Annotated in this window: 21 protein-coding genes, 1 tRNA gene and 3 pseudogenes; 18 read left to right on the top strand and 7 right to left on the bottom strand. The window is 53.2% G+C overall.

Annotated elements, in window-relative coordinates:
• From QDY28_RS16120 to QDY28_RS16110, 3 genes are all read right to left on the bottom strand, one after another.
• Positions 1-196 (bottom strand): DUF6429 family protein (locus QDY28_RS16120; RefSeq protein ID WP_331382668.1); only part of this gene is annotated, 196 nt, incomplete at its 3' end.
• Positions 197-262: 66 nt separating this feature from the next.
• Positions 263-736, bottom strand: a complete 474-nt coding sequence (locus QDY28_RS16115) for an IS4 family transposase (RefSeq protein WP_331382667.1) — start codon at positions 734-736, stop codon at positions 263-265.
• Positions 687-1,733: an IS4/Tn5 family transposase DNA-binding protein gene (locus tag QDY28_RS16110; protein WP_331382666.1), complete on the bottom strand. Its 1,047-nt coding sequence runs from the start codon at positions 1,731-1,733 to the stop codon at positions 687-689. Before QDY28_RS16110 ends, QDY28_RS16115 begins: the two co-directional genes overlap by 50 nt.
• 73 nt (positions 1,734-1,806) lie before the next feature.
• Between QDY28_RS16110 and QDY28_RS16105 the strand changes: the two genes are divergently transcribed.
• The 3 genes from QDY28_RS16105 (at position 1,807) to QDY28_RS16095 (ending at position 4,429) form a co-directional block, all read left to right on the top strand.
• Positions 1,807-2,430 carry a glycosyltransferase family 92 protein gene (locus tag QDY28_RS16105; RefSeq protein ID WP_331382665.1) on the top strand — a complete coding sequence of 208 codons (624 nt, stop codon included), beginning with the start codon at positions 1,807-1,809 and terminating at the stop codon, positions 2,428-2,430.
• Positions 2,431-2,441: 11 nt separating this feature from the next.
• Complete coding sequence (locus QDY28_RS16100) at positions 2,442-2,654, top strand: hypothetical protein (protein WP_331382664.1); 213 nt, start codon at positions 2,442-2,444, stop codon at positions 2,652-2,654.
• Positions 2,655-3,487: 833 nt separating this feature from the next.
• The gene (locus QDY28_RS16095; protein WP_331382685.1) at positions 3,488-4,429 is read left to right on the top strand and encodes a nucleotidyltransferase and HEPN domain-containing protein; all 942 of its coding nucleotides are present in this window, start codon (positions 3,488-3,490) and stop codon (positions 4,427-4,429) included.
• Positions 4,430-5,515: 1,086 nt separating this feature from the next.
• Here the strand turns inward: QDY28_RS16095 and QDY28_RS16090 are convergent.
• Both QDY28_RS16090 and QDY28_RS16085 read right to left on the bottom strand, forming a co-directional pair.
• Positions 5,516-6,874 (bottom strand): IS5 family transposase, encoded by a 1,359-nt coding sequence (locus QDY28_RS16090; RefSeq protein WP_331382663.1) that lies wholly within the window; start codon positions 6,872-6,874, stop codon positions 5,516-5,518.
• A 344-nt stretch (positions 6,875-7,218) separates the two neighbouring features.
• A tRNA-Val gene (locus tag QDY28_RS16085) sits at positions 7,219-7,294 on the bottom strand.
• Positions 7,295-7,629: 335 nt separating this feature from the next.
• Between QDY28_RS16085 and QDY28_RS16080 the strand changes: the two are divergent.
• A pseudogene (locus QDY28_RS16080) lies at positions 7,630-7,827 on the top strand (IS66 family transposase); the annotation flags it as partial.
• A gap of 1 nt (position 7,828) precedes the next feature.
• Here the strand turns inward: QDY28_RS16080 and QDY28_RS16075 are convergent.
• Positions 7,829-8,197 (bottom strand): phosphomannose isomerase type II C-terminal cupin domain, encoded by a 369-nt coding sequence (locus tag QDY28_RS16075; protein WP_331382662.1) that lies wholly within the window; start codon positions 8,195-8,197, stop codon positions 7,829-7,831.
• 826 nt (positions 8,198-9,023) lie between these two features.
• On the opposite strand from QDY28_RS16075, the gene gmd reads away from it, so the two are divergent.
• From gmd to QDY28_RS16010, 13 genes and pseudogenes are all read left to right on the top strand, one after another.
• Positions 9,024-10,115 (top strand): GDP-mannose 4,6-dehydratase, encoded by a 1,092-nt coding sequence (gene gmd, locus QDY28_RS16070; RefSeq protein ID WP_331382661.1) that lies wholly within the window; start codon positions 9,024-9,026, stop codon positions 10,113-10,115.
• The gene (locus tag QDY28_RS16065) at positions 10,099-11,094 is read left to right on the top strand and encodes an NAD-dependent epimerase/dehydratase family protein (RefSeq protein WP_331382660.1); all 996 of its coding nucleotides are present in this window, start codon (positions 10,099-10,101) and stop codon (positions 11,092-11,094) included. The genes gmd and QDY28_RS16065 overlap by 17 nt, the downstream gene beginning before the upstream one ends.
• On the top strand, positions 11,091-12,344 hold the full coding sequence (locus tag QDY28_RS16060) for a glycosyltransferase (RefSeq protein ID WP_331382659.1): 1,254 nt from the start codon (positions 11,091-11,093) through the stop codon (positions 12,342-12,344). The genes QDY28_RS16065 and QDY28_RS16060 overlap by 4 nt, the downstream gene beginning before the upstream one ends.
• 29 nt (positions 12,345-12,373) lie before the next feature.
• Positions 12,374-13,141, top strand: a complete 768-nt coding sequence (locus QDY28_RS16055) for an ABC transporter permease (RefSeq protein WP_331382658.1) — start codon at positions 12,374-12,376, stop codon at positions 13,139-13,141.
• 1 nt (position 13,142) lies between these two features.
• Positions 13,143-13,853, top strand: a complete 711-nt coding sequence (locus QDY28_RS16050; protein ID WP_331382657.1) for an ABC transporter ATP-binding protein — start codon at positions 13,143-13,145, stop codon at positions 13,851-13,853.
• 72 nt (positions 13,854-13,925) lie between these two features.
• Positions 13,926-15,119 carry a hypothetical protein gene (locus QDY28_RS16045; RefSeq protein WP_331382656.1) on the top strand — a complete coding sequence of 398 codons (1,194 nt, stop codon included), beginning with the start codon at positions 13,926-13,928 and terminating at the stop codon, positions 15,117-15,119.
• Positions 15,120-15,534: 415 nt separating this feature from the next.
• A complete protein-coding gene (gene tnpA / locus QDY28_RS16040; RefSeq protein ID WP_331382655.1) occupies positions 15,535-16,005 on the top strand; it encodes an IS66-like element accessory protein TnpA in 471 nt (156 codons plus the stop codon).
• On the top strand, positions 16,002-16,355 hold the full coding sequence (tnpB, locus tag QDY28_RS16035; RefSeq protein ID WP_331382654.1) for an IS66 family insertion sequence element accessory protein TnpB: 354 nt from the start codon (positions 16,002-16,004) through the stop codon (positions 16,353-16,355). The genes tnpA (QDY28_RS16040) and tnpB (QDY28_RS16035) overlap by 4 nt, the downstream gene beginning before the upstream one ends.
• 50 nt (positions 16,356-16,405) lie before the next feature.
• Positions 16,406-17,977 carry an IS66 family transposase gene (gene tnpC, locus QDY28_RS16030; protein ID WP_331382684.1) on the top strand — a complete coding sequence of 524 codons (1,572 nt, stop codon included), beginning with the start codon at positions 16,406-16,408 and terminating at the stop codon, positions 17,975-17,977.
• Positions 17,974-18,576, top strand: coding sequence for a YecA/YgfB family protein (locus tag QDY28_RS16025; RefSeq protein WP_331382653.1), 603 nt, complete (start codon positions 17,974-17,976; stop codon positions 18,574-18,576). Before tnpC ends, QDY28_RS16025 begins: the two co-directional genes overlap by 4 nt.
• Positions 18,577-18,727: 151 nt before the next feature.
• A complete protein-coding gene (gene tnpA / locus QDY28_RS16020) occupies positions 18,728-19,066 on the top strand; it encodes an IS66-like element accessory protein TnpA (protein ID WP_184806413.1) in 339 nt (112 codons plus the stop codon).
• Positions 19,063-19,410, top strand: coding sequence for an IS66 family insertion sequence element accessory protein TnpB (tnpB, locus tag QDY28_RS16015; protein WP_184806410.1), 348 nt, complete (start codon positions 19,063-19,065; stop codon positions 19,408-19,410). The genes tnpA (QDY28_RS16020) and tnpB (QDY28_RS16015) overlap by 4 nt, the downstream gene beginning before the upstream one ends.
• Before the next feature lie 79 nt (positions 19,411-19,489).
• Positions 19,490-19,834 (top strand): annotated as a pseudogene (locus tag QDY28_RS16010) (IS66 family transposase); the annotation flags it as partial.
• On the opposite strand, the pseudogene QDY28_RS16005 reads toward QDY28_RS16010, so the two are convergent.
• Positions 19,744-20,460: pseudogene (locus QDY28_RS16005) on the bottom strand (Mu transposase domain-containing protein); the annotation flags it as partial. The pseudogenes QDY28_RS16010 and QDY28_RS16005 sit on opposite strands and share 91 nt — an antisense overlap.
• On the opposite strand from QDY28_RS16005, the gene QDY28_RS16000 reads away from it, so the two are divergent.
• Positions 20,454-20,768 (top strand): DUF5372 family protein, encoded by a 315-nt coding sequence (locus QDY28_RS16000; RefSeq protein ID WP_331382652.1) that lies wholly within the window; start codon positions 20,454-20,456, stop codon positions 20,766-20,768. The pseudogene QDY28_RS16005 and the gene QDY28_RS16000 sit on opposite strands and share 7 nt — an antisense overlap.
• Positions 20,769-20,824: the final 56 nt, after the last annotated feature.

Below are 20,824 nucleotides of genomic sequence, written 5' to 3'. Positions count from 1 at the left end.
CTTCCGAACGCTCCAAGCCCTCATCGGTCAGGACCAATGACTTCGCCTTATTGACTGGGTCGCCGATCATGCCCTTCTTGTGAAGCCGATCCGTCGTTGCCCAGTCGAAACCCTTCCAGGCGCAACGCTCGTTATGCAGCGTCAGCCATAACAGCGCCAAAACTGCATCGTCGATCTTGTCCTCATCAATCTCCATGAACCGACATTACCACGCGCGCCGCCCAAAATCCCGCGGTCCTGCTCGGACCTGCTCGGCTTTCGATTACCCACATTGTCGGCGCGTTCCGATGGAGATGCCAAATGCGATGTCATTGAGGCGGGTCAGGCCTCGCCATACGACCATGTTTCCGGGAGGAGGATCGTGCTTGCGAGCGAGGTAGCCACCGAGCATGGCGATCTGCAGCAAATAGGAGGCAAGGGTCCTGCGCAGGATGCGCGGCGTAGGGCGCGCTGCATCGATGCTGTCGAGTGTCGCGATTTCAGCCGGGGTAAGAATTGTCTCCGGGTCCGCCTCGGGCTTTTCCCGCGCAGACATGGTGAGGAAAAATATCCGCCAACTGACCACCGCAATGAGGGCAAGGAACTTCGCCAATCGATCTGCGGTCTCGAGCCTTGCCTTTTCGGCGCCGCAGCCGGATTTCATCACCTTGTGAAAGACCTCGATTTTCCAGCGCAAGGCGTACCATTCAAGTTTCTCGATGGCGGCGGTGATATCGTCGACAGGCAGATTGGTCACCAGCTTCCAGTCGATCGGCGGCACGGTCTGCCGGCGGATCGATCTCAAGAGCATGGATGTAGGTGAGAAGCTGGGGTGCGTAGCGCTTCCGCTTGCCTTTGGGCGGTAGGGTTTCGATGGTGGCAAATTTCACATGCAGGCGCGCGGTTTCATTCTGGCCGATCTTGACACAATGGCATCCTACCCAAGGCTCTGCCGAGAGCTGGGCGAAGACCCGATGCGATCCCGGTTTCGGCTCGTAGCCGGTCGGCTCGGCCGCCAATCGGTTGGTCTGCACCCGCACCAGAAAGCGCGTGCCGAGATCCTGCGCGAGGCAGAACAGTTCGTAGATATCGCTCTCGCGGTCGGCCACATGCACACAGCGTTCCGGTGTTCCGACCAGCGCCATTGACTGGCGCAGGTTCTCCAGCCAACGATAGCTTTCCTTCGTCTCGATCGGAACGCGTGTGGGATTGACATGGCGCTTGAGCGTCCAGGTTCCTTTGTACTTCGTACGTGTCCAGAATTTCGCTGCAGTCAGCCCAAGCGGCGTGCCTTCCAGCGTTAACGCCAGGCTCGAATGCATCAACATTCCACACAACGTTACCGGGTAGGATCGCCCTGCCTTATAAGCCCCGGCGTTAATGGTCTTGGTGAAGCCGATCTTGCCCAGCCGCGTACGGCTGTAAGTGAACTCTGTGGTGTCCTGCACGATCAGGATCGGACCTTCATTGTCTGCGCAGCGTCTGACGGTCGCAGCAAAATGGCCAGCCAGCACGCCGTGCTCTGTAACCCGTGGATTGTCGAAGAACCGGTAGGCCGCTTTCGTCGCAGCCCAGTCGCCACACGCCGCCGGGATGGGGTGACCAGGTGCTGACGTCATCTGGTCAAGAAGTCGGTGCATCCGGCGCGCCAGGCGTTTGTCTGGCAGACCCGATGAAATGATCTCATCGCCAAGCCCGCTTCGCCAGCTTCCATATCCTCGCTCATCTGCGACGCCTCCGTGATTCGGCGTCACAGACAGAATCACAGACGATTCATCGGATGCAACCTCGCCTGTAGTGGATGTGGGTAATCGAAAGCCTGCTCGGATGGATACGCAACGCCTTTCGGCGGATGGCATTCATCGACGCAGACGAATTTCTCCTGCCGAAAAAAGCACGACCATCGAAGAAGCGCTGGCAGCCACGGGAGACTTCCCCAATGTGTCCCTGCCCTGGCACATGTTTGGTACGAGTGGACACAAAACAAAACCGGAAGGGCCCGTTTTGTTGAATTATACCAAGCGTGGCGCCGAGCCGCTAAGCCCCAAAGAACATTCCACTAATTTCAAATGCATCGTCGACCCATGTGAGGTCGTCGAAGTCAGTATCCATCAATTCAAGACACGCGAATTCGGAGATCTGACGGTGAACGACGCCGGGCACCGCTTCACGCGCAAAGGCCGTAAATCTCCGGCCTTCTATTCCAACCAGTTCTTGCAGCTTAACCACTACTACAGCAAGTCAGAGGAGGAGATGCGGACGAAAATGCAGCGAAGCTCGAATTTTGCTGCCTCACACGACAAGCTGGAGGAGAAGATGAGGACGACGATCGCGAATATCGAGGCAAATGTAGTCGAAGATTACGCCATGTCGGAATTCGTGACACGCCATCGCATCGATCTCACCACCAGCAGTAACACGTCGGAACGCGTCCTCGTAACATCCGAGTGAGCTCCTTTACAATGATCGATATCAGGCCGCGAAGCCACGTTTCAGCGCGCTATGTGCTGCGCGCCGAGGAGCGCAAGGAACGTCAGTCCTCCAGCGTGATCATTGTCTCGGCAGGGGTGGGCTCAACCGGCTGGCTTAAGAGCCTCTATTCGGGTTGGGTCGGCGCGGCCAGCGCGCTCGGCGTCAAACCCGGCGAGGCCGAGCTGGATATGTCCTTCTCTTGAGACGCGAACCACCTCAGATATTTTGTCCGCGAACTTTTCCCCAGCCGAACCACTGGTGCAAGCATTGTCACTGGCGTTGTTTCTTAGGCAGCGTCTTTGACCATCCTTTCCGAAACGCCGGAGAATGGGGTTCTCTTCAGCGATGGTATTGAGTCGGATTTTTTGGAGTTCAACCGCCGGAACGCGCGCTGAGATCACGCTTACCGAACGACAGGGGCTTCTGGTCGCGTGAGCGATTAGCTCCGACCGTAGGCGCAAGTTGACCCGTCGTTGTACCGCGAAATGCCGTTGCTCGCCGTGATGATACACGGCCAGCGGATGGCGCAATTCCTGCCCGGCTAAGCTGCACGCTAGAGCGGGTTGATGAGAGAGGGAGCGTGCTTGCAACTGCAGGAACGCGCTGTTCGAGCCCAACACCGTACCGGTTATTCTGTCTCTGTCACGAACCTGTCGAGAAGAAATGAATTGCTGCTTGCTATACGGCCAATTCCTCTGGGACGTGCATTGTAATCTCGGCGTTATGCGAGCAAGAAGGAACCGGGGGATTCCTGCGGCAGCCCCTCTCTTTTTTAGGTGGGTAGAGAATCTCGGCGATAACCCAAATAGTGTTGCATCAAATCAATGCCAATTCCGGCAAATGTGCTACAATATCGCCGAAATCTCCGCGATCCAGCGCAGATTTTATATTGCCATACGAAGTCGTGCCAATATTAATTATCGAATTTTGTTGCAACATTTTTCTTGCATTTCTCACGCGCTTTAAGCAGTCTATGGATTCGGGGCGCAACCTCCTTTATGTCTTTTTCATGCCAAAGAAAGATCCGCCATTACCGATGAAGTCCAGCATCGATCATTTGCCGCCAATCAAACAGCGCGAACTCGCCCGTGTTGTGGACGTGCTTCACGAGGAATTCGAGGATGCATTGAAAGGTGCCACGGCAGACTTTAAGAAGCGTGGCCGGATCTTGAAAATCATCTTGTTCGGATCCTATGCCCGCGGCGGCTGGGTCGATGAGCCACACACCACGAAAGGATACCGCTCGGATTTTGACATTCTGATCGTGGTCAACAATCGTAAGCTCACTGATTTCGCCAAATATTGGCGCAAAGCAGACGACAGGCTTATCCACCTGCCAGAGGTCGAAACACCCGTCAGGTTCATCGTACATTCCCGCCGAGAGGCCAACACGCAGCTCAAGCTAGGGATATATTTCTTCGTCGACATTCGCCGCGACGGTATTGTGCTTTACGAGCTTGACGACGAGCCACTGGCCGAGCCAAGGCCTCGCTCACCGGCTGAGGCATATCGGATTGCCAAGGAGTATTTTGAGGTGGGATTGCATCGGAGTTCAACGTTTAGCAAAGGTGCCATATTCTATCGAGATCAACAGGCAAACAGCCATGCTGCTTTCGAGCTTCATCAGGCGATAGAACAGGCCTATGCTACTCTTCTACTTGTGCTTACCGGTTACAGCCCTCCCTCCCACAATCTTAGGCATTTGCGTGGGCTTGCAGAAGGGCAAGCACCGCAACTTGCTAAGGTCTGGCCAAGCGATCAACACCGCTTTGGCGCATGGTTTAACGTGATCAACGAGGCATATGTAAAAGCACGCTACTCAAAACACTTTCGCATAAGTCGTGAAGCGCTTACTTGGCTTGCTGAACGCGTAGCAGACCTGATAGCTCGCGTTGAGGCCGCATGCCAAGCTCAGCTCGAATTGCTGAAGAATCGAGCGACTGAAGCTGCTCAACGTCTGGCAGAAAAAGGCCCATAGGCAGGAATTTTGTCGTCTTGACGGGCATATCGAAAAAGTTGACCGTTTCCACGGACGCTTCCCTCCTAATGGTTCCAATGCAACCACACCAACATATCGATCCCCGTCGGATCGGGGGCGTTATTCCTCGTGTCTCGCCAAAAGTCGTCATGACGAGCGGAAAATGGCCTTCTTGCATATTTGGCCAGATCTGGCGCATCATACTGCCGGGATCGCTTTGGATGCTGAGGAAAAACAAAGAAGGCAACGTCAACGGCGAACGAATTTGACCCCGAAGCGCCAAAGTAAAGCTCCCCCAATATGCCGACGTGCCAACAAGAAGAGATGGCCATTTTTCGGCGGCCTACCGCGCGGTTTTGATGGCGGCGTTTAGGCAGGCGGAGTGATGTGGGCTCCGGTATGAGTTCGACACTTGGCGGTGTCGGCAACAAGACTCTCGATCCGAATGACAACGGCGCAGCACAATAACTGGTTGATCGCGGGTAGCGACGACCGGATTACGAAGACCTCTTTCCTTGCGGCAAATCCTCAGTTTGACGTGAGGGATCATAACGCCGCGTTCATAGAGGGCATTGACGATCTGGAGGAACCACTTGGTCGCCAGAAGACGCGGGTGCATTCTTGCAGCCTAGACGAAGTGCCGATGAGTGCATTTAGGCGGTTCGATCATGCTCTGCGCTTAATTCATCGCGCGGCAGCGCATTGTTCGTTACGTTGATCTTGGTGACATGATTCGTCGATATGTTGCCAACTGTATAGCGCATATTTTTAGGGAACAGTGCAGTGAACATTAACGTGAAAGCGAGAGGCAGAGATGAAAGCTCCGCGGAACATTTTCTCGATGAGGAGAAGGCCGGCTTCGAGGAGCTTCAAAAGTTGCTGAGCGATCAAACAGGCGCCATATGCGCTCACCTTTCTAGCCTTAAGATGGCGATTACGTCTCTAAATAGAACCATGATCTTTATTGCCCTTATGGTTGCGGTGGCGCTGAGGAGGCAGATTTTCTAATAAATTGTCTGCAATAACTTAATATGAAGTCGGTTTTACCGTCGATCTTGTATTTAGTCGATCGTGAATAACTCGCTTTCAGGGAGTTTGCTGGGGTATTGGTCGGCTCTGGAACGTGATGAAGAGTGCGGCGAACAGACGCAAAAGCTTCCTGAACCATCGCAGCAGGAGAGAGAAGTTGTATCCGGCGGCGGCCAGAACGGCATTGACGGCATCCCCCTGTTCGCCCGCGAGATAATTYCGGTCCATTCTGTGTTCGCTCTTGAGGTGTCCAATGACGGGTTCGACCGCCGATCGTCGTCGCATCTGGCGTTTGATGGCGGGTGTGATGCGGCGCTTCTGACCGCTGGTGAAGACCTTCAGCTTGTGACTTTCGGGAGCATTGTGGCCGCGGTATCCAGCATCGGCCAGAATGCGGGAGAGCTCGTTGCCGATCATCTTTTCCATATCCGGAATGACGGTCGCGAGCGTGTGGCCGTCGTAGGGATTGCCGGGCAGCGCCGTCGCGTGCAGGGCGAACTGCCCGCCCTTTGAACGGTTCAGTGTCGTGGCCACGGACACCTTCACTCCGAACTCGTAGGGCTTGTGCGCCTTGCCTTTGCCAATGCACTCGACCTCGTCGGCGTGCAGGCTGTAGATCTTGCGGCCACGCTGACGTTGCCGCTGCTCGATCACTGTTTTTGCCTGATAGAGCGACCATTTGAAGATCGCRTCGAGTTGTTCGTCACCCGCGATTTGCCGCTCGATGTCGCGAACGGTCCGGCCGAGATAAGTCTTCAACTTGCGCAGCGCCTTGCCGGCTCGTTTGAATTGCTTCGCATGAGCGTAGCGCTGGTGCTGGATCAGGGCGAATTTACCGACCCGCACATAGGTCTGGCGCAGGTCGAGCCCCATTTTCTTCGCCAGTCGCACCAGCCGTTCGCGCGCCCGGTGAATGAGCTTGGCATCCGTCGGGAACATGACGTTCTTCGGCTGAACGGTGGTGTCCACGATCACCTGCCGCGTATCCTGCGGCTTCATCGCGCCTGTCTTGACTGCCACGGCCAGGCTCTCCTGCAAGAGGGCGGCGATCCGCTCCTCGCCCATGCGCTGGCGCCAGCGCGTCATCGAGGAGCGGTCGAACGACAGGTCGTGCCGAAAGAACTCCTCGCCGCACAGGTACTGAAAGTAGGGGTTCTCCAACCAGCGCTCGCACAACGCCTCGTCCGACAGGTTGAACGTGTGCTTCAGAATGGCCAGCCCCGCCATCAGCCGCGTCGGCAATGGCGGCATGCCCGCCCCGTCCGAATAGACCGTGCCGAAGTGGACTTCTAACACCGGCCAGTCGATAGCCCGCGCCAGACGCACCAGTTCGTGCTTCATGTTGATGATCTGGTCGAGCCGGGAGCGGAATAAATCCTGTTCACCCGTTTCGCGCCGTTCGCGTGGTTTACCCATTCCTGGCTCTCCGATTCACCGCGAGAAACCCAGTGAATCACGCTTCGCCAACCAAGGAAACCTCAAACTGATTTTGCAAGGAAACAGCCCGTTCCGCCGCCGTTTCCTGCAATTAGAAGATCTGCAGATCCCTCGATTCTTACGTCAAATCAGCAGCTTCCGAGTTCTTCACGGCCGACTATTTAACGGCGACTTCCCCGCGGTCTCGATGCTTTGCATCTGGACCGCGTAATCGCCATATTGATTGTGGCGTGTAATATCTCTCGACTGGAACGTATAAAGGCGCGTTTTGCCTTCTTAGTTTCCCGAAAAATGAAAGAATTAATGCTTAATTTTCAAGTAAATGGTGGGCGATGAGAGACTCGAACTCCCGACATCCTCGGTGTAAACGAGGCGCTCTACCAACTGAGCTAATCGCCCTTATCGCTGGGAGCATAATATCTCCCTCGCGTTCAGTGAGTGTCATCTACCCGTGCCACTAGCAAATTACAAGAGCGATTTGATTTTTTTTCACACGATCCCTGTCACCCAAAATCACGCTATCTAAATACAGTCGAGATCTCCAGAGATAGTTAGCGAACTTCATGCGAAAGCGATTGTATCCTGTCTACGTCATCAAGCCCGCGGACATGAAATGCTCGGTATGCGTCTGACCACGCGCTCCTTTGGTAAGCGTCCGCTAAGAGCCGTTCTGCTGCTTTTTTTCACGGATATTGTCCCGATACACCGATCCATATCCCGAACCCCAGGGTTAGGGACTATCTCCCAATGAACGATTAGCACGACGCCAGCAGGACAGCCGTCCACTCATCGACGAACTTCAAGACTGGCGTAGCTGCGAGCGGGCAAAGCTGTCGCGCAGCTCTCTGGTTGCCGAGCCGATCGACTACATGCTGAAGCGCTGGGACGGCTTCACGTCCTTCCTCGGCGACGGTCGCATCTGCCTGGCGAACGTTAAACACGATTGTAATCATCACCCAGCCGAATGATATCGTTTTCGTCGAGCACTTCACCATACTGAATTTCAATGAAGACTAGCGGCTTGTCCCCTACACAAGAAACCCGATGTGTCGCCTTAAGAGGAATGTCAACTGTATCTCCATACTGGAAGATCCGTTCCATTCCATTGAGCTCAACCATGCCTTGTCCAGACACCGCCACCCAATGCTCCGAGCGGTAGTTGTGATATTGCAACGAAAGCCGCTCACCTGGGTTCACTACAATTCGCTTAACGACATGGAGGTCACCCATATCGAGTACATGCCACGTTCCCCAGGGGCGTTGATCGCTCTCACCAATTTTGTAAAGGCTTCCCGACTGCAATAGACTCTCCATCTGTCATGTCCGAGACCGGCTAGATCATTCGCGTCTTGAGAGCAATACCCTTTATTTTTAAAATGATCTATTGCTGCAATGTATCCGCAAGGTGACGACCGTCTTCCGAGAATAGGTAGAAGCCGCAAGTCCTAGTGCATGCGCTAGGAATAATCGTATGGCGAAGTATCAGGTTAAGGTGATCGTATCGGTCGAGCGGCGTCGGCGGTGGGACAAATAGCGGCTGGTCCCGGCGACATTTGAACCGAATGCCAGTGCGTCGGAGATCGCCCGTTCGGCCGGCACCCATGCAAAGCATGTTCCGCTGGCGCAAACAGCTCCGCGAACTATTAGAAGCGTCCGCTCCGCAATTTGCTGCGATAGACGTCGTCGCGGCAACGTCTGCGCCTGGGCTGGCGGAGACGGTAGCCGGATCTACCTAGCAAACGACACCACCGAGCGGGCGCTGTATGGCTTTTTGCCACCCTGTCATGGCGAATTAAATAGAGCCGCCGTTTGTTTTTCAGCTACACACCACCTGGCCGCCGTGACTTGCGGTTGAACGCAAGTACATCAACTTCAATGAAATCGTTGCAATAGAGATCGGTCAACCGACATTATAAACAAGTCTCACTCGATTCACGGGTTGCTTCGGCCCTCGGCCTTGGCTAATAGAACGCAAAACCTGGCGTGCTGTGCCGCCAGTGCCGATGCATGGTGGTTAATTGATCGCTGTGTGAGATCGAAAACCATCTAACGCACGACCAAATGCAGGATACCCTAAACTTTTGATTGGCGTGTCGTCACAAAGAAACAAAATCGCGGAGTTTCAAATTTGACTAAGAAAGTTGCGCTCATAACAGGTATTACCGGACAGGATGGAGCCTATCTTGCGGAATTCCTGCTGAACAAAGGCTATTCTGTGCATGGTTTGAAGCGACGCACGTCGCTCTTTAATACAGATCGCATTGACCACCTCTATCACGACCCCCATGAAGAAGGGGTGGATCTCACATTGCATCACGGCGACCTTACGGATTCTTCCAGTTTGATGCGGATCATCCAATTAGTTCAGCCAGATGAGATTTATAATCTTGCAGCGCAAAGCCATGTTGCCGTCTCGTTTGAGGAGCCGGAATATACCGCGAATTCCGACGCACTCGGCGCTCTGCGCATTCTCGAAGCCATCAGAATTCTCGGCCTGCAAAAGAAAACGCGCTTTTATCAGGCCTCGACGTCAGAGCTATATGGTCTCGTTCAGGAAATCCCGCAGAGAGAAACCACCCCGTTCTACCCTCGTTCCCCTTATGCAGTCGCAAAGCTCTACGCATATTGGATCACCGTAAATTACCGCGAGTCCTATGGCATCTATGCGTGTAACGGCATTTTATTTAATCATGAATCCCCAATACGTGGTGAGACATTTGTGACGCGCAAAATTACGCGCGCGTTGGCGAGGATTAGACTGGGCGCACAAAAGCAGCTGTTTCTTGGAAATTTGGATTCTCTGAGAGACTGGGGTCATGCAAAAGACTACGTTGAAATGCAGTGGATGATGCTTCAACAGAACCAACCGGAAGACTTTGTCATAGCTACCGGAGAGCAGCACTCCGTTCGAGAATTTGTGAGCATTGCCGCAGGCGAGCTTGGGATGGGCATTCGCTGGGAAGGGGAAGGCATCAATGAAAAAGGATACGATGTCGAAACCAATGAGTGCATCGTGTCCGTCGATCCCCGTTATTTCAGACCCGCGGAGGTGGAGACTCTTCTTGGTGATGCAACAAAGGCAAAGCAAAAACTAGGGTGGGTTCCAAAGATAAGTTTTGGTGAGCTCGTATCCGAAATGGTGCGAGAAGATCTGAAAATTGCAGAGCGCGAGCGTCTCATTCAAAGTAGCGGTTATAAATACTATGCAAGACCTGAGTAAGGCGCAACCGACATTCTTGCCCGGCCTGCCGCCGATCTCGGCTTTGCGAGGATCCCGTTGCTTGGTGACGGGAGCGCGCGGAGTGCTCGGACGGGCTGTAGTGAATCAAATTGGCGAGCTTGGAGCTGAAACGCTTTTTGCTCCAACACGGAATGAGTTGGATCTGCAAGATGCCGTGGCCACAGAACGCTTCCTAGCGGAACACCGTCCAAACGTTATTATTCATCTTGCCGCGACTGTCTTTGGCCTGGCAGGGAACATGAAAAATCAGCTAAGGTCGGTTCTGGAAAACTCTGCGATCAACCAGAATATCTTTGGTGCGATCGCCAAATATCCGGTCGACTATTTTTTCTTCGCTGGAACCGTCGCGTCCTACCCATACCCATATGTGGAAATGCCTCTGAAAGAGGAGCAATTCTTTAATGGTCTTCCACACTCAGGAGAGTTTGGATACGCGATGGCCAAGCGCCACGCGTATGGTTATCTTCGTATTCTCGGTGAAGAAACCGGGATGCGATTCACATACGGAATATTCACAAACCTGTACGGCAGTCACGATCGCTTTGACGTCGATGGAGGGCATGTTATACCCTCATTGATAGCCAAGGCGCATCAAGCTTCTTGTAGTCACCTCCCACTTAAGGTTTGGGGAGACGGTAGCGCCGAGCGCGACTTTCTTCACGCCGAAGACGCCGCCAGAGCTGTTATTTTCTGTGCTGAGACGCGGTCCGCAGACTCACTAATCAACATTTCAAGCGGCGAAGCTGTTTCTATAGAGCGAATAACACGCTGCATTGCCCATGTAGCCAAAGTGGATGAAATCCATTTTGAAGTAGATAAGCCGGTTGGCATTAAGCGGCGAGTAGTCGATAATTCCAGGCTTAGTGCCTTGGGTTTCGAGCCCAAAGTGAAGATAGAGGACGGATTAGCATTCACTTATAAGTGGTATGCAGAGAATCAGGTAGATATACGCCGATGAGCAGGTTAGCTATAGTTTCGAGCTATTCGGAAAGTTGCGGCAATGCGTCTTTCACGAAAGTTCTTCATGACTCTATCGAACTTTATAGTGATGTCGACGTCGAGGTTGTGGAGCTCGATCTGAAGCTTCTGCAGTCGACGAACCCGACTATCCGGAAAAAGGGCGACAAACATATTGAACAACTGGCCGAACAGTTGAAATCGTTTGACGCCGTGAATCTTCAATTTGAGGCAGGTCTATTTGGAACCTTGCCCGCAGACATCGTTCGCCGCACATCTCGGCTGATGGCTGCCAACTCGAATACAACGGCTACCCTACATTCACCGAGATTAATGGAATCAACACCATACGGCGCGCGATCTGCAATAAAAAAGCTAATAAAGCTGCAGATTGGAAGTGCTGTGCGCGAATTTGTCGCAAATAAGTTAGCTAACGTACATGTTGAGATCAATAGAAAGGTCATCAAGAACGCTGTTAAAAACAATCTTCGATTGATCGTTCACACTGGTCGAGCGCAGCGTCAAATCGAACAATTTTTTAATTATACTCGAGTCGACGTTCATCCTTTGAAGATTATTCCTAGCAACTTCTCAGCAAACGGAGCAGTTCTGGAACAGTTACGCTCCGAACTCCAGCTGCCTGAAAGCGATATTCTTATCGGAATGTTTGGATACATTAGTTCCTATAAGGGGCACTCGGATGCGTTGAAGGCTATGACGTATCTGCCTAGCAATTATAAGCTGTTGGTTTTTGGTAGGCAGCATCCTCAGACTTTGAAAGCTGATGGTAAGCCAGATCGTTATTTGAATGAACTGATAACAACCGTTACCAAGACTAAATCATTGCGAGATCGCGTCTTCTTTATTGGTGAGCTGGACGACGATGCGTTCTGGCAAGTTGCTGGAGCGATCGACATGGCGTGGTTGCCATACTATGAGAATGGGCAGGACGGCTCAGGTATCGCCTCGATCTGTATGGATGCTTGCAAAAGAGTGTTGTGTTCGTCGTCATTCGCCTTCGATGAGCTTTTCAAGCTAATTCCTTATAACAACTACTTGCGTTTTGATATCGGCAATTATCTTGAAATTGCCACCAAAACGGAAATGTTAATGCGTCGCGAGGTCGCTCTCTCGCCAACAGTTGGGTCATCGACTGCATATAGCTATCAATCTCAGGCATTCACTTATGTGCATGACATACCTGGCATGAATTTTCATGTGAGCATACCTCGTCAAGAGGCGGCCCAATAGTAGTCATGGCCTCAATCTCGAAAAAGGGCATGAGCGACTTAGTGGAAACGCTTAGGCGCTTGCCGCTTGCACTTTATTTTGCTTGGGGCGATACGCGCGCGCGTTATCGCCGCAGCATACTTGGACCACTTTGGCTGGTGCTCGGTACAGCAGTCGGAGTTGTTGGTTTGGGTTTTGTTTGGAGCGAACTGCTACATGTTGATAAGGCGACCTTCATACCCTCACTTTCGATAGGATTGATTGTTTGGCAGTTGATCGCGGGCTGCATAATGGAAGCATCGTCGATCTTTGTCCAAAACGCGAAACTCATTCGAAATTTGAAAACGCCTCTCCTAATCTTCCCCCTTCAGCTTCTGATTCGTCAAACGATCAATTTCTCGCATAACTTGTTAGTGGTTATAGGAGTCTTTTTGCTTTTTCCGCCACCGTTGGGCCCACATCAGATCCTATTAATTCCTGGCATAATCTTAGTTCTCGGCAATTTATTCTGGATAAATGCGCTTGTTGGTCTCTTAGGTGCTAGATACAGGGACATAGGTCCCCTTATCGCCGCGTTTATGCCGCTGATGTTCTTTATAACGCCCGTCATTTATAGACCTCAGCAGCTTGCAATGGCTGGGTATATTGCTTGGGCCAATCCATTCACATATCTCGTGACGTTAATTCGTGACCCTTTGGAAGGCGTCGCGCCGCCCCTTTTCGTATATGGCCTCTCTTCAGTGGCCCTTTTGGCTGGATTTGCGACAACTCTCTGGATACTTAGCCGCAAGTACGGCCGGATAGCATTCTGGGTGTAAAATGGCACATTTGGTATTCAAAAATGTAACCGTCAAGTATCCGATCTATAATGCAAAAAGCATGTCTCTGCGTAACAAGCTTGTGCAGATCGGAACAGGCGGGATACTGTCGCAAGACAAATCGAGCATTGTTACAGTCACAGCACTTGATAACGTCAGTTTTAGCCTCGCTGACGGTGATTCCATCGGTCTAATAGGCCATAATGGCGCGGGAAAAACCACCTTGTTGCGTACTATGGCTGGTATCTTTGCCCCTACCTCAGGGACAATTGAGCGAGAGGGTCGAACAGCAACCATTATCGAATTGGGAGCTGGTTTGGACGAAGAGTTGTCGGGGTATGAAAACATCTATAGGATGGGCATGTTGCTTGGTGCGAGCCAAGCCGAGCTTGCAGCAATGACCCCCGGTATTGAGGAATTCACGGAACTAGGTGACTTCTTGGAGTTGCCCGTCCATACCTATTCCACGGGCATGAAGATGCGATTGATGTTTGCCGTTAGCACAGCAGTTAGGCCCGAGATTTTGCTGGTGGACGAAATGTTTGGCACAGGTGATGCAACCTTTCAAGCAAAGGCACAGGAGCGAATGAAAGCTCTGATTGGTAGCGCGAGAATATTTGTCTTCGCCTCGCATTCAGAAGCTCTCATCAGACAATTTTGCAAACGGGTTTTCTCGCTTGAGCACGGGAAACTCACAGAGATATACGAATAACGCCTTGAATTTCAGAGAAATTGGAGAATACTATTTCCGTAACAAGCTCAAAGTTGTTGTGATATAGAAACCATGCAGCTTTATTATTATCACTTCGATAAATGCGCAGGAACGAGTGTTCAGCATTTTCTGCGGACCTGCATAGCCGAGAATGAATTCATTTATTTGGAACGCTATGGCTACCGCGTCGATGAGCGGCAATGTTTCGACAAGAAGCTGTTGCATGACCCTGGTGCGAACGATCATGCTCAGCTTCCATGGGCGCCATTAAAATTTGCCATTTTCCGGCATCCCTTCGAAAGGGCATTTTCTCATTACAAAATGACGACCAGGTGGAATGAAGAACTTACCACGGACCTACTTCGCCAAATCCATCAAGCCTCGCTGGCCGGCGTTGCTAAATTCTTTGATGCGAAACGAGAGTTGCTGGAATCACACTTCAACGTCATCACTCGCACGCTCGTCGGAAAGACTTTGTGGGAGGATTGGCTTCGGGAAACCAGCATAACCTCGCCAGATTTGACCCAGGCACCCACGGATAAATTACTTCATGTTGCACTTGAGGAACTGAAGCAGATTGATCTTATATTAGAGATGGATGACTTGTCTCTGGTTTCCCCATTGGGAAGCGCAGTTGCTGATTCTAACCTTAGTTTATCCTTCAACTCGACGCTGAACAAATATAATACTAAAGACGAGTTCGACAGTCTCTCCATCGGAGACCTCAACTCCATAGCACGATTCAATGAGCTCGATTTAATATTGTGGGATGAAGTACGCCGCCGCCTCGATCTTTCGCAAGCGGCCGCCATTATTAATGCTTACTCAAATTCAAATGACACCGAGAGCCTTGACTTTTCGCGCGGAATTCCCGCTGACAACATCTGGCCAAGAGAGACAAACGATCTAAAAAACAGCATTTGGACGTCGAACAATGGCGACACAATTTTTTACTTCAGAAAGAAATCTCGCACACGTAAGCATTTTTGCATGCTTGTAACTGCTGTCTTGAGCCCGAACCAGTTTGAAAATCTCCAAATCAGTTTGAATGGCAATATCCTACCTTGGAGACATATGGATACTGAAAAAGGTTTTCTGGTTGTTGCCCAGATCGAGGCCGATTTACTTCCGCAAAGCAATATATTGCCAATTAGAATTTCCACACCAGTTGTCACGCCGCCAAATCCTGCCGATAAGCGTCAGCTTGGTCTTGAACTTTCTGCTGCGTCGCTCATTGCAGATTGGGACCCAAGCCTTGTATGTTGATGAGAGGTTGCAAAGTAAGGCCGTCGTCTAATAGCGAGATTTGCAAGCGCCTTTTTAGGGTGTGAGAGGCTGTTTGCCGAGAACATGGTCGTCTACGCAGCCGACATGGGCCGCCGCACTATGGTGCTTCGCGGGACGGTCCTTCCAATGTATGTCTCGCACGCTCTGTCAATGACGCGTGAATTTTCCCCATAAGTGGGCTCTTCCGCAATTTCGGTGCAACTTTCTGAATCCTATTGATTCGACACACGAATCAGCAGGAGCATGGAACTTCAAACCAGACGCCGTCGGCTAACCGCTTACAGCATGACCGCGCTCCCCAGCCTGATTTTGACGGTAAGCGTTGCGACCGCCCCACATTTTATTGAGTTTCAGTTCGCGCATAATACCCATCTTTCGAGATTGCGAGGTGGGAATGATGGATCTGGGGCCATTCGGCGGCGAGAAGAAGGGCGTAGCGCATAGTGCTGATGACAGTCATCAGCACTATGCGCAAGGCGATGCAGAGCGTGCTCGACCGGGTCCGCGTCGTGTCGAGGTTATCATCGGCGGAGATCGCCGCCGTCGATGGAGCCCGGAGGACAAGGCAAGGATCACTGCGGCGAGTTTTGTGCCCGGCGCCAATATCTCTGCGGTCGCGCGTCAATACGGCGTCAGCCAAGGCCTGTTGCACTACTGGCGCCGCTGTGCCCGCGAAAGCTTATCGGATTCGGAGGAGATGCGTTTCGTACCGATCGTGAAAGTTGGTGACGAACAGCCTCAACCATCTCTCGGGAAGACGCTGACCGTTCGCGTTGAGGTGAACGGCGCTTGTGTCGTTATTGAAGGCGGCGTTGATGAGCATACGTTGCGGACGGTGCTCAGCGCGATACGGGGTTCGGCTTGATCACGCTTAGATCGGATTTACGGATCCTGATTGCTTCCAAGCCGGTCGATTTTAGGAAAGGCATAAACGGTTTGGCAGCGCTGGTGTCGACTACGCTTGGCGCGAACCCTTATTCGGGCGACGTGTATATCTTCCGCAGCAAACGCCCCGATCGTTTGAAGATGGTGGCTTGGGACGGCAGTGGCATGGTGTTGTTGACCAAGGTCTTGGAGGATCGTCACTTTACCTGGCCTGCCGTTCGTGACGGGGCTGTTCATCTCAGCGCAAGCGAAATGGCGCTTTTGTTAGATGGTCTGGACTGGACAAAGGTAGAGCAGAAGCCCGTGAAGCGTCCTACAAAAATAGCATGATCTTATTGTAATCCATGGACAATTTAACTGTTTTGCGGTAGTTCTTGGTCATGCTCAACCGTGGCCAACACTTGCCTCGGGACCCAGACATTCTGGTCTGCATGGTCCTGGAAAGAGACGCTGAAATCGAGCGTCTGAAGGGCATGTTGAAGGCGGCCAACGCCCAGCCTTTTAGGCAGAAGTCGGAAAAGTCCATTACGGTACTCGACGGGCAGATCCGTCTCGATCTGGGCGATGCGGAGCTTGACGTTGCGGTGGATGCGGCCAACGATGAGCCAAAGCCCGCGAGGGCGCCGCGTCAAGCAAGCTCCAAATCCCAGCCTCGCCGCAACCTCGGTGCCCTACCTGAACATCTTGAACGCGTCGTTGAGATCATTGAGCCATCATCCTTGGAATGTGCCTGCTGCCAGGGGCAACTCCATCGCATTGGTGAAGAAGAAAGCGAGGCCCTCGCGTCACGGCCGGCCACGCTTTATGTTCTGCGCACCGTGCGACCGAAATATGCCTGCCGGGCTTGCGAAGGTGGCATTGTTCAAGCCAAAGCGAAACCGCGTTTGTTCGACGGCGGCTTGGCGACGACGGCCATGATCAGCAATGTGGTCGTATGGCGATATGCCTGGTACCTGCCACTCAACCGCCAGGTCCAAATGCTGAAAGGACAAGGCGTCCGTTTGGACACATCAACGCTCTGCGGTTGGGTGAAACGGTCAGCCTGGTGGCTGAAAACGCTCTACGACAAGCTCTTGGCTTACATTCACAGTCATAGCCGGGTGTTTGTGGACGAGACCCGGATGCCTGTCCTGAAAAAGGGCCGGAAACGCGCCAAGGTCTGTCAATTCTGGGCGCATGCGGTGGACGATCGCCCATGGAGCGGTCCCGCGTATCCTGCGGTTGCCTATGTGTTTGCCCAAGGTCGGGGCAAGGCGGAAATCCAGTCGCAGCTGGCCAGCTACAACGGGCTTCTGCAAGTCGATGCGTATAAAGCTTATAAGAGTTTGACCCGGCCCGGCCGAAAAGCCGGAACGATTAAACTCGCCTATTGTCTGGCCCACGCGCGTCGCAAGTTTGTGGATGTCTACAAGAAGTACAAATCCGAGCTGGCCAAAACGGTGATCGAGCGCCTGGCCGAGATCTATGCGATTGAAGCCAGAATCTGCGGCACGAGCGCCGAGCATCGCCTGTCGGTCCGTCAGGCGAAAACCAAAGGCCTGATGGCTGATCTCAAAACGTTGCTGATGGATACGCTCAAAGATATATCCGCCAAGGACCCTGTCGCATCCGCCATCAAGTACACCCTTGGGCTCTGGTCTGGCCTAACCCTATTCCTGGATGACGGCAGGCTTGAGGTCGATTCCAATACCGTCGAGCGTAATATGAGAAGTATTGCGCTTGGGCGGGTCAACAGTCTGTTCGCCGGCAGTGATGGCGGGGCCGAGACGTGGGCCATTTTGGGTTCGTTGCTAACCACCGCAAAGTTGAACGGCCTCGATCCCTATACGTGGCTCAACGACGTGCTTGAACGCATTGTGTCGGGCGAGATAAAGTCGACCTCCTTGGAGCGTTGCCTGCCTTGGCACTGGAAACAAGAACATGCCGATATGAATATGGCGGTAGCAGCGTGAAACGACCCAAGCGTGCGAAACTTCTGACCCTCGAGCAGTTGGAAGCCTGGTTCGACAAGGTCGAGCCGGCACCTCCTTGCCGCGGCGTCTCGATGATGAACGGCTTCCTGACCGGCCTGGCGGCTGGCCCGATCTTCCTGCTACCCAATGATTGGATGTTCCATGTTATCGGCGATCACGAGAAGAGAGCGTTCATCGGCAACAAGATCCAGGCGGTGATCGATACGATCGTCGATCATTACAACCTCATAGCCCACCAACTGACAGCGCCCGGCCGCTATGCACCGATGTTGATGCGCACTGACGAGGAAGAAGTGCTTGCGGGCGATTGGGCCGACGGCTTCTTCGGCGCCATTAGCCTGAACCTAGAAGATTGGGCACCGCTGTTCGCTCAAAAGCAGACCGGCGAACCAATCATGGGCATCCTCATTCAATGCACAAGGCCCGATCTGATCGAAATGATCTCGACAGCGTTTCCAAAGCCATCTGAGACCATCCTTAAAGATGCCTGGCGTACGCTCCCATTCGCGGTCGAGAGCATTTACGCGCACTGCAAGCTGATGCGCTTTAACCCGGGCGCCCCTGCCAACGACGCCTAGTCTGGATTGATACTCCGCATGCCCTTCGCTGTGGGGCGCTCGCAACGGATACTTTTGACGTACGCCTTCGGCGAGGACCGCCTTGTGAATTGGCAGTTTTGCCGTGAGTTTGCGCTCTTACGAGTGGACTTAAGAGCGCACTGAGTGATTCATGGGACATGCAATTTTGCTAACGGGACCAGAGCGGCGGCGGCGATGGTCATTGGAAGATCGCTCGCAGATACTGGCGGAGGCTTTCGCGCCGGGCGCGGTGGTTTCCGAAGTTGCACGTCGCTTCGAGGTTTCGACTGGCCTGATTTACACATGGCGACGGCAGGTTTTGGTCCAGCAGGCCGAGCCCGCCTTTGTGCCGGCCAAGCTTGTTGACTCTGCCAGCCGTGATGCGGTCGAGCCGACCATGTTCGTGGACTTCCCGACAGGCGTGAAGGTGAGAATTGGCTCTGCGACGCCATCCGAACTTGCGGCCGCAGTCATGCGAGCGCTCAAATGATTCCGATCAGTTCCGGAGTAAAGGTGTGGATCGCGAGCGGCCACTGCGACATGCGCAAGGGCATGCATGGCTTGGCTCTCCTCGTGCAAGAGGGGCTCGGCCGCAATCCGTTCCAGGGCGACGTTTTTGTGTTCCGCGGGAGAAGTGGTCGATTGATTAAGGCCCTTTGGCACGACGGTGTCGGGCTATCGCTTTATGCGAAACGGCTCGACCGCGGCCACTTCATTTGGCCTGCGACAGTGGACGGTGCTATTGCCCTCACAGCCGGGCAGATGTCCTATCTGCTTGAGGGAATTGACTGGCGAAATCCACAACAGACGTGGCGTCCGACGAGCGCCGGATAGCGTATATTTTGTCGGGATTTGCGGTTTGAATTCCGACGAAAAGCTATGCAAATCAGTGGTTTTGTGATTCATTTCGAGCATGGAAACCGGCTCGGAACATCATCCCGATTATGCTGCTGCTCTTGAGGCAGAGCTGGTCGTCGCACGTGCGGAACGAGCGGCTGCGTTGGCCGAACTTGCGGTCGCCAAGGCAAAGGAAGCCGAAGATCAGGCCATCATTCTTCGCCAAAAAGTGCGTATCGAAAAGCTTCAAAGACAATTGCGTGGCCAGAAATCGGAACGAACCTCTCGGCTGATTGCGCAGATGGAACTGATGCTGGAGGACGCCGAGGCCGCCGCCACAGAGGATGAGCTGGCTGCCGAGATGGCGGTCGCTGCGGCTGCTCCGATTGCTGTCGTCGGCTTCACACGCAAACGGCCCGTCAACAGTTCCAGGCGCTCGGATTTGTAGCGTCGCGCCAGGGAAAGAACCCCTTGCGCAGATCGGTAGCCTTGCTCGGGATGCGGGCGGTCGCTCAGCAAACGCTCGATGAAGATCGCTGTATTGTTCCCGACCTTTTGCCGCTTCCTTGCGCAATGTGTGGGGTGTCGTGTTTGCATAGCGCTGGTGCGCCTTCGGCATATGCTCATTGACGGTAATATGGCCGGAGCGCTGAGAGCTGCGGATATGGCTGGCAACGCGTTTGTGATCAACGAAGATCTCGACAGCGCGATACGTCAGCCTGACATCGACTCGCCGGCCGATCAGACCGTGCGGAACGGAATAAAAGGTCTTGTCGACTTCGACGTGGTAATCGGGATGAACCTTCGCGACTTTCCACTCCGCATATTCGAATGGTGTAGCGGGCAGTGGCTTGAGTTGGTTGCGTTCAACCTCGTCGAACAAAGCACGCCGGATTTGCCGTAGCGGCGCATCGTGCGATTATTGAGATCCTCAATCAAAGAGGTGATCCGTGCATTGAGATCGGCAAGGCTGAAGAAGCGGTCATTTCGAAGTCTGGCCAGAACCCATCTCTCGACGATCAATACCGAACCCTCGGCGGATGGTTTCCTTCAAGTCCAGGACTGCAGTTCGTGTTGATGGACAAGCGCGCATAGAGTTTGAAGTAACGCATCCCTTTCATCCGTGGCGCGGCCGGCGTTTCGTCCTGGCGACGCGCAAGCAGAACTGGGGCGAAGATCGCGTCATGTTCTACGATGTTCAAGGACGACTGCGTTCGCTGCCGGCCTCGTGGACGGATGTCGATGAGATCGACGCATTTCGCCAGATAGCCGCAGGACGGTCCTTCTCGCGCCCAGACGATCTGTCGGCGCTGGCTTCATTGATTGCTCACATCAAGCGTCGCCATGGAGAGTGACGATGCGTCAAGTAAATTACGCCGCGAATGTCAAGATAATTATGCCGCTCCCGCGA

This window comes from Rhizobium sp. BR 362 (assembly GCF_036528765.1).
Taxonomy (GTDB): Bacteria; Pseudomonadota; Alphaproteobacteria; order Rhizobiales; family Rhizobiaceae; genus Rhizobium.
The sequence above is the reverse complement of the archived record's forward strand: the minus strand, read 5'-3'. Positions and strand labels throughout refer to the sequence as shown.

Bases quoted from the DNA above. Each gene is read 5' to 3' on its own strand.
- QDY28_RS16065 (WP_331382660.1), top strand. From the start codon at position 10,099: ATGCAAGACCTGAGTAAGGCGCAACCGACATTCTTGCCCGGCCTGCCG.
- tnpC (WP_331382684.1), top strand. From the start codon at position 16,406: ATGCTCAACCGTGGCCAACACTTGCCTCGGGACCCAGACATTCTGGTC.
- QDY28_RS16060 (WP_331382659.1), top strand. From the start codon at position 11,091: ATGAGCAGGTTAGCTATAGTTTCGAGCTATTCGGAAAGTTGCGGCAAT.
- QDY28_RS16055 (WP_331382658.1), top strand. From the start codon at position 12,374: ATGAGCGACTTAGTGGAAACGCTTAGGCGCTTGCCGCTTGCACTTTAT.
- QDY28_RS16105 (WP_331382665.1), top strand. From the start codon at position 1,807: ATGGATACGCAACGCCTTTCGGCGGATGGCATTCATCGACGCAGACGA.
- QDY28_RS16050 (WP_331382657.1), top strand. From the start codon at position 13,143: ATGGCACATTTGGTATTCAAAAATGTAACCGTCAAGTATCCGATCTAT.
- tnpA (WP_184806413.1), top strand. From the start codon at position 18,728: ATGGGACATGCAATTTTGCTAACGGGACCAGAGCGGCGGCGGCGATGG.
- QDY28_RS16045 (WP_331382656.1), top strand. From the start codon at position 13,926: ATGCAGCTTTATTATTATCACTTCGATAAATGCGCAGGAACGAGTGTT.
- tnpA (WP_331382655.1), top strand. From the start codon at position 15,535: ATGATGGATCTGGGGCCATTCGGCGGCGAGAAGAAGGGCGTAGCGCAT.
- QDY28_RS16100 (WP_331382664.1), top strand. From the start codon at position 2,442: ATGATCGATATCAGGCCGCGAAGCCACGTTTCAGCGCGCTATGTGCTG.
- tnpB (WP_184806410.1), top strand. From the start codon at position 19,063: ATGATTCCGATCAGTTCCGGAGTAAAGGTGTGGATCGCGAGCGGCCAC.
- QDY28_RS16095 (WP_331382685.1), top strand. From the start codon at position 3,488: ATGAAGTCCAGCATCGATCATTTGCCGCCAATCAAACAGCGCGAACTC.
- QDY28_RS16000 (WP_331382652.1), top strand. From the start codon at position 20,454: ATGGTTTCCTTCAAGTCCAGGACTGCAGTTCGTGTTGATGGACAAGCG.